The organism is Microbacterium paulum (assembly GCF_015707995.1).
Classification (GTDB): Bacteria; Actinomycetota; Actinomycetes; order Actinomycetales; family Microbacteriaceae; genus Microbacterium; species Microbacterium paulum.
This window is the reverse complement of sequence record NZ_JAAGRY010000101.1, coordinates 1-5995: the sequence shown is the minus strand read 5'-3', so window position 1 is coordinate 5995 and position 5995 is coordinate 1. Positions and strand designations below refer to the sequence as shown.

The following is a 5995-nucleotide window of genomic DNA, read 5'->3' as shown; positions in this document are numbered from 1 at the left end:
GACCGCGCCGACCGCGGCGACTCCGGCATCCCCGGAGCCCGAGCCCGAGCCCGCCGCGGCGCCCGCGCCGACGCCGCCGGAGGGCCCGATCTCGATCGCGCAGGTGCGCGACGCGTGGCCCGAGGTGCTGCAGCAGCTCGAGCCCGTCAGCCGTTCATCGTGGATGCTCGCCACGGCGGCGACCCCGGTCGCGTTCGCCGACGACGTGCTCACGCTCGTCTTCCAGAGCCAGGCCGACGTGGCGGCGTTCAAGAAGCTCGCCGGCGGCAAAGGCCCGAGCGAAGACCTGCGCGGTGCGATCCTCGCGGTGCTCGGGGTGCGCGTGAAGTACGTCGCCCGCCACGAGGCCGCCCCCGGGACGGGTCCCGGGGGAGCACCGAGCGAGTCGCCCTCGCCGAGACCGTCCGGCACGTCGAATATTGCGGATGCCCCGCACAGCGCTCCGGCGCAGGGCGCCCCTGACCGCGCCGGAGCGTCTCCGGCGGGGGGTGCGGCGCCGCGCGGCGGCGAGCCCGTGGCATCCACCCGTCCGGCCTCCGCCCGATCGTCTGCAGCACCCTCGGCCGTGGCCCCCGTAACGGAGTGGGCCGTCGCGGCGATCCCGTCCGAAGACGCATCCGCGCCGCCCGCACCGCAGTTCGCCGTCGACGACGAGCCCGAAGACGCGGCCGTCGCGCCGGTGCGCACCCTGACCCTCGAGCGCGACGGCGAGGTCATGCCCTACGCCGACATCCCGCCCGACGACGAAGACGACGTGCCGCCGCCGCCCGACGACGATGCGCCCGTGCCGCCGCGGCTACCGGTCGCGGGGCACCAGGCCCCCGCCGCGAACCGCCCGGTCGCCACCCCGACGCAGAGTGCGGCCTCGGCGCCGAACGCCCGCCGGAACTCCATCGAGCGGGTCGGCGAGTCGGTCGTGCGCCAGGTGCTCGGCGCGACGTTCGTCAGAGAAGAGCCGCACACACCGGCCACGAGGTTCAACTAACGCATGTACGACGGCATCGTCCAAGATCTCATCGACGAGTTCGGGCGGCTTCCGGGCATCGGCCCGAAGTCGGCCCAGCGCATCGCATTCCACATCCTGCAGACGCCCACGTTCGACGTCGCGCGGCTCTCGCAGCTGCTCGGCGAACTGCGCGAGCGCGTGCGCTTCTGCGAGGTGTGCGGAAACGTCAGCGAACAGGAGCGCTGCGCGATCTGCCGCGACCCGCGCCGTGACGGCACGCTGATCTGCGTCGTCGAAGACGCGAAGGATGTCTCGGCCATCGAGCGCACGCGCGAGTTCCGCGGTCTCTACCACGTGCTCGGTGGTGCGATCAGTCCCATCGCTGGCATCGGCCCTGACGATCTGCGCATCACCCAGCTCATGCAGCGCCTCGCCGACGGCACCGTGCAAGAAGTGATCCTCGCCACCAACCCCAACCTCGAGGGCGAGGCGACCGCCACCTACCTCAGCCGGCTGCTGCACACCCTCGAGATCCGCGTCACGCGTCTCGCGTCGGGGCTGCCCGTCGGCGGCGACCTCGAATACGCCGACGAGGTCACGCTCGGGCGCGCGTTCGAGGGGCGACGGAGCGTCTGATGACCGGCGGCGTCCCGGCGCGCGCGTGGGGCCTGTACGCGCTGATGGCGGTGCTGTGGGGCATCCCGTACCTGTTCATCAAAGAGGCCGTCGACTCGTTCTCGCCCGCCGCGATCGTGGCCGGGCGCACCCTGCTCGGCGCCGCCGTGCTGCTGCCGATCGCCCTGCACCGCCGCGCCCTGCGGCCCGCGCTGAAGCTCTGGCCGTGGGTGCTCGCCTTCGGCGCGATCGAGATGGCCGGCCCGTTCTTCCTGCTCAGCCACGCCGAGCAGACGCTGCCGTCGGGGCTCACCGGTTTGCTCGTGGCCACGGTGCCCCTCTTCGCCGCGGGCATCGCGCTCGCGCGCGGCGACCGCACCATGCTCTCGCCCGCGCGTGCGCTCGGGCTCGCCGTCGGGTTCGCCGGGGTGGTCGTGATCGTCGCGGGTCCCGGGCTCTCGGTCGCCGACCCGGCGACGGCGCTGGCCGCCGTCGGCGAAGTGCTGCTCGTGGCGCTCCTCTACGCGACCGCGCCGTTCATCGTCGCGACCAAGCTCGCCCACGTGCCCTCGCTCGGCACGATCACGCTGTCGCTGCTGGCCGTCGGCGTCGCGTACCTGCCGTTCGCGCTGCTCACCCAGCACGAGGTGCCGACCATCCGCAGCGGCGTCTCGCTCGCCGCCCTCGGCATCTTCTGCACGGCGCTCGCGTTCCTCGGGTTCTTCGCCCTCATCGGCGAGGTGGGGCCGGCGCGCGCGCCGCTGTTCACCTACGTGAACCCGATCGTGGCGATCCTCCTCGGCGTGCTGGTGCTCGGCGAGTCGTTGTCGCTGGGGCTGCTGGTGGGGTTCCCGCTCGTCATCGTCGGCTGCTGGTTGGCGGCGACGGGTGGGCGGTTGCGCCCGCGCGCCGGGGCGCGCGGCGACGACCTTCCGGCGCTGCCCGAGCCGGTGGCGACGGACTAGCGAGCGAAGACCGCTCCCTCACCGGCGCAGTCGCGCGCGCGACCGGGTGACGCCGCGCAGGGTCGCCGTGAGCGGCTGACCGAGGTAGATGCCGAGGGATGCCCCGACGGCGAGCGACACGCCGACGGTCGCGGCGGCGGCGAGGGTCACGGCGCCGGCAAGCAGCAGCGTCGGGTCATCGCCCGACTCGACGATCGTCAGCAGACCGCGGAACACGGCGGCGCCGGGCACCATCGGCAGGATCGCCGCGATCGTGATCGCGACCGACGGCACGTGCAAACGGAAGGCGATGACGATGCCGAGCACACTGCCGAGGAACGCGCCCGCACCGCTCGCGGCGGCGGTGTCGAAGCCGAGCGCGCTCGCCGCGACGAAACCTGCCCACGCGACGAAGCTGAGCGCCGCGCTGATGACGACGATGCGCAGCCCCGCGCCGTTGTACACGGCGACCGCGACGGCGATGATCGCGGCGCCGAGAAACTGCAGTCCGAGCGGCCCGAGGGGAAGGGCCTGGCTCGGCGGCGCCATCGCGAAGCCGAGCAGGCGGGCGAGTTCGAGGCCGAGCAGGATGCCGAGGACGACGCCCACCGTCTGAGTGACGAGTTCGAGCAGGCGCCCGAGCGCGGTGAGGGCGAACCCGTCGATCGCGTCTTGCGCGGCGCCGACCACGGTGAGCCCTGCGAGCATGAGCACGATGCCCGACGCGACGATCACCGACGGGCGAATGGATGCCGCCTGATCCCACCCGGCGCGCGCGAGCAGGGGTGTCAGCGCCGCGACGAGGGTGAGCACGAAGCCGCCCGCGATCTGGCTGAAGAAGAACGGCACGCTCGCCCGGGCGAGCAGGTACTGGGTGAGCGCGGCGAGGGCCGCGGCGACGAACGCGAGCGCCATGTTCAGCGGGTTCACGCCGAACATCACCGCGACCCCGACCGCCAGCAGCGCCTGCGCCGCGATGACGACCACCGGGCGGTAGCGGAACGGGGTGCGCCGGATCGTGCGGCAGCGCTCTTCGGCCTCGACCAGCGGCAGGCCCGCCGAGATCTCGGCCTGCAACGCCTGCAGCCGCTGCAGCTTCGCGTGGTCGGGCGCCGCGCCGCGCACGACGCGCAGCGTCGTCACGGGGGCGCCATCGGCCGCGCGGCCCGCCGCGGTGATCGAGTTGTACGTCACGTCGACGTGCAGCGGGTGCAGGCCGTAGGCGGCGGCGATGCGCACGATCGTGCGGGTCACCTCGCTCGCCGGTGCCCCCGCGACGAGCATCGTCTCGCCCGTCCGCACCGCGAGCTCGATGACGCGCGTCGCGAGCTGCTGGTCGAGCACGGGGATCGCCGTCGTGTGCGCGGCCGCGTCGCTGCCCTGCAGCAGCAGCGATCGCCGCGACGACGAGAGCCGACGACGGGAGCCGGGGTCACGGGCATCCACCGTCGCCTTCTCGTCTGCCCGCACGCTGACGATGCTAGGCGACGCCCCTGAACGGGCCTCTCAGCGAGAGCTGCGGCGGTCAGCGGAGCACTTCGACGAGCACCACCCACGACACGAACAGGGCCGCGACGATCGCCGCGATCGCCCCCGCGGCGAGCCACACGAGCCCACCCGCGTCGCCGACGAGCAGAAGGACGCCACCGACGAGGTAGAGACCCGGGGTCACGAACGTCACGGTCGCCTTGCCGGCGCGCAGGCGGTTCTCGGGGTGATGGTTCTGGAAGATGCGCACCGAGGCGTCGACCGCGAACGCGGCGGCGACGAGACTTGCGGCGATCACGACGATCCCGAACGCGGCCGTCGAGATCTCCGGGACGAGTCCCACCGCGCAGACGACGATCGCGAGCACCAGCCCCGAGATGGCCGAAGCGAGGCGCGAGGTGAGCGAGGGTGCCGCGATGATCACCTGGATGTTCACGCTCGCCGCGACGATCACGAGCCCGGCGAGGGCCGCGGCGGCGCCGAGCATCGCGACGTCGAACTCGTGCCACTGCTCCAGTGCCCCCATGTTCGGATGCTAGTGGCCGGCGGTGCCCGCTGTCGCCTGTCATATGGCCGGGCGGGCATCGCGCGATCTCTAGAATGGGGGCATCCATCCCCACGAATGACACGCCGGGAGTTCCACACGTGGCGCTGATCGTCCAGAAGTACGGCGGCTCGTCCGTCGCCGACGCCGAGAGCATCAAACGCGTCGCCAAGCGCATCGTCGACACGCGCCGTGCCGGGCACGACGTCGTCGTGGCGGTGAGCGCCATGGGCGACACGACCGACGAGCTGCTCGACCTCGCCCACCAGGTCGCGCCTATCTCGGCGCCGCGCGAGCTCGACATGCTGCTGAGTTCGGGTGAGCGCATCTCGATGGCGCTGCTCGCGATGGCGATCCACTCGATGGGTTTCGAGGCGCGCTCGTTCACCGGCAGCCAGGCGGGCATGATCACGGATGCCACGCACGGCGCCGCCCGCATCGTCGACGTCACCCCGGTGCGTCTGCGCGAAGCGCTCGACGAGGGCGCGATTGTGATCGTCGCCGGCTTCCAGGGGTTCAACCGCGACACCCGCGACGTCACGACGCTCGGCCGCGGTGGCTCCGACACGACGGCCGTCGCGCTCGCCGCCGCGCTCGACGCCGACGTGTGCGAGATCTACAGCGACGTCGACGGCATCTACACCGCCGACCCCCGCGTCGTGCCGAAGGCCCGCAAGCTCGACGTGGTGTCGGCCGAAGAGATGCTCGAGCTCGCCGCGAACGGTGCCAAGGTGCTCTACATCCGCGCCGTCGAGTATGCACGCCGGCACGGCGTGATGATCAACGCCCGCTCCACCTTCAGTTCCAGCCAGGGCACGTTCGTGCTCGGCGCCGGAATGTCCATCCCCGCCGCCGTGGCGGCCACGCTAGAGGAGTCCGCCATGGAAGAGCCCATCGTCGCCGGCGTCGCAACCGACCTCGGTCAGGCGAAGGTCACGGTCGTCGGAGTGCCCGACGTGCCCGGCAAGGCCGCCGAGATCTTCACCGTCGTCGCCAAGAGCGGCGCCAACGTCGACATGATCGTGCAGAACGTGTCGGCCGCCGCCACGGGACGCACCGACATCTCGTTCACCGTGCCCAAGCCGGATGCCTCGCTGGCCTTGCGCGCCCTCGCCGCCGAGCAGTCCGGGATCGGGTTCGAGAACCTCATCCACGACGATCAGATCGGCAAGCTCTCGGTCGTCGGCGCCGGCATGCGCACCCACTCGGGCGTCTCGGCGACCCTCTTCGAGGCGCTGTCGACGACGGGCGTGAACATCGAGATGATCTCGACCTCCGAGATCCGCATCTCGGTGGTCGTGCGCGGTGACGACCTCGCCGAGGCCGCCCGCGTCGTGCACACCGCGTTCGGGCTCGACGGCGACGTCGAGGCCGTCGTGCACGCCGGCACCGGCCGCTGACGCGGCGGCCTGCGCCCGCGGGCGCCCCGCCGAGCGCAGGCGACCTGCCCAGCGCAGG

Annotated in this window: 5 protein-coding genes and 1 pseudogene; 4 read left to right on the top strand and 2 right to left on the bottom strand. The window is 72.4% G+C overall.

Annotation, left to right across the window (positions count from 1 at the left end):
* From G3N18_RS15345 to G3N18_RS15335, 3 genes and pseudogenes are all read left to right on the top strand, one after another.
* A pseudogene (locus G3N18_RS15345) lies at window positions 1–985 on the top strand (hypothetical protein); the annotation flags it as partial.
* 3 nt (window positions 986–988) lie between these two features.
* Window positions 989–1582, top strand: a complete 594-nt coding sequence (gene recR, locus G3N18_RS15340) for a recombination mediator RecR (RefSeq protein ID WP_196385125.1) — start codon at window positions 989–991, stop codon at window positions 1580–1582.
* Complete coding sequence (locus G3N18_RS15335; protein WP_196385124.1) at window positions 1582–2526, top strand: DMT family transporter; 945 nt, start codon at window positions 1582–1584, stop codon at window positions 2524–2526. Before recR ends, G3N18_RS15335 begins: the two co-directional genes overlap by 1 nt.
* Before the next feature lie 18 nt (window positions 2527–2544).
* Here G3N18_RS15335 and G3N18_RS15330 read toward each other — a convergent pair whose 3' ends face one another.
* Window positions 2545–3975, bottom strand: coding sequence for a threonine/serine exporter family protein (locus G3N18_RS15330; RefSeq protein ID WP_338038671.1), 1431 nt, complete (start codon window positions 3973–3975; stop codon window positions 2545–2547).
* 55 nt (window positions 3976–4030) lie between these two features.
* Window positions 4031–4519: a hypothetical protein gene (locus tag G3N18_RS15325; RefSeq protein ID WP_196385123.1), complete on the bottom strand. Its 489-nt coding sequence runs from the start codon at window positions 4517–4519 to the stop codon at window positions 4031–4033.
* Between the two features lie 119 nt (window positions 4520–4638).
* Here G3N18_RS15325 and G3N18_RS15320 point away from each other — a divergent pair, with 119 nt between their 5' ends.
* Window positions 4639–5937 (top strand): aspartate kinase, encoded by a 1299-nt coding sequence (locus G3N18_RS15320; RefSeq protein ID WP_196385122.1) that lies wholly within the window; start codon window positions 4639–4641, stop codon window positions 5935–5937.
* Window positions 5938–5995 lie beyond the last annotated feature (58 nt).

Excerpts from the sequence above, each read along its gene's own strand:
- recR (WP_196385125.1), top strand. The coding sequence starts at position 989 with ATGTACGACGGCATCGTCCAAGATCTCATCGACGAGTTCGGGCGGCTT.
- G3N18_RS15335 (WP_196385124.1), top strand. The coding sequence starts at position 1,582 with ATGACCGGCGGCGTCCCGGCGCGCGCGTGGGGCCTGTACGCGCTGATG.
- G3N18_RS15325 (WP_196385123.1), bottom strand. The coding sequence starts at position 4,519 with ATGGGGGCACTGGAGCAGTGGCACGAGTTCGACGTCGCGATGCTCGGC.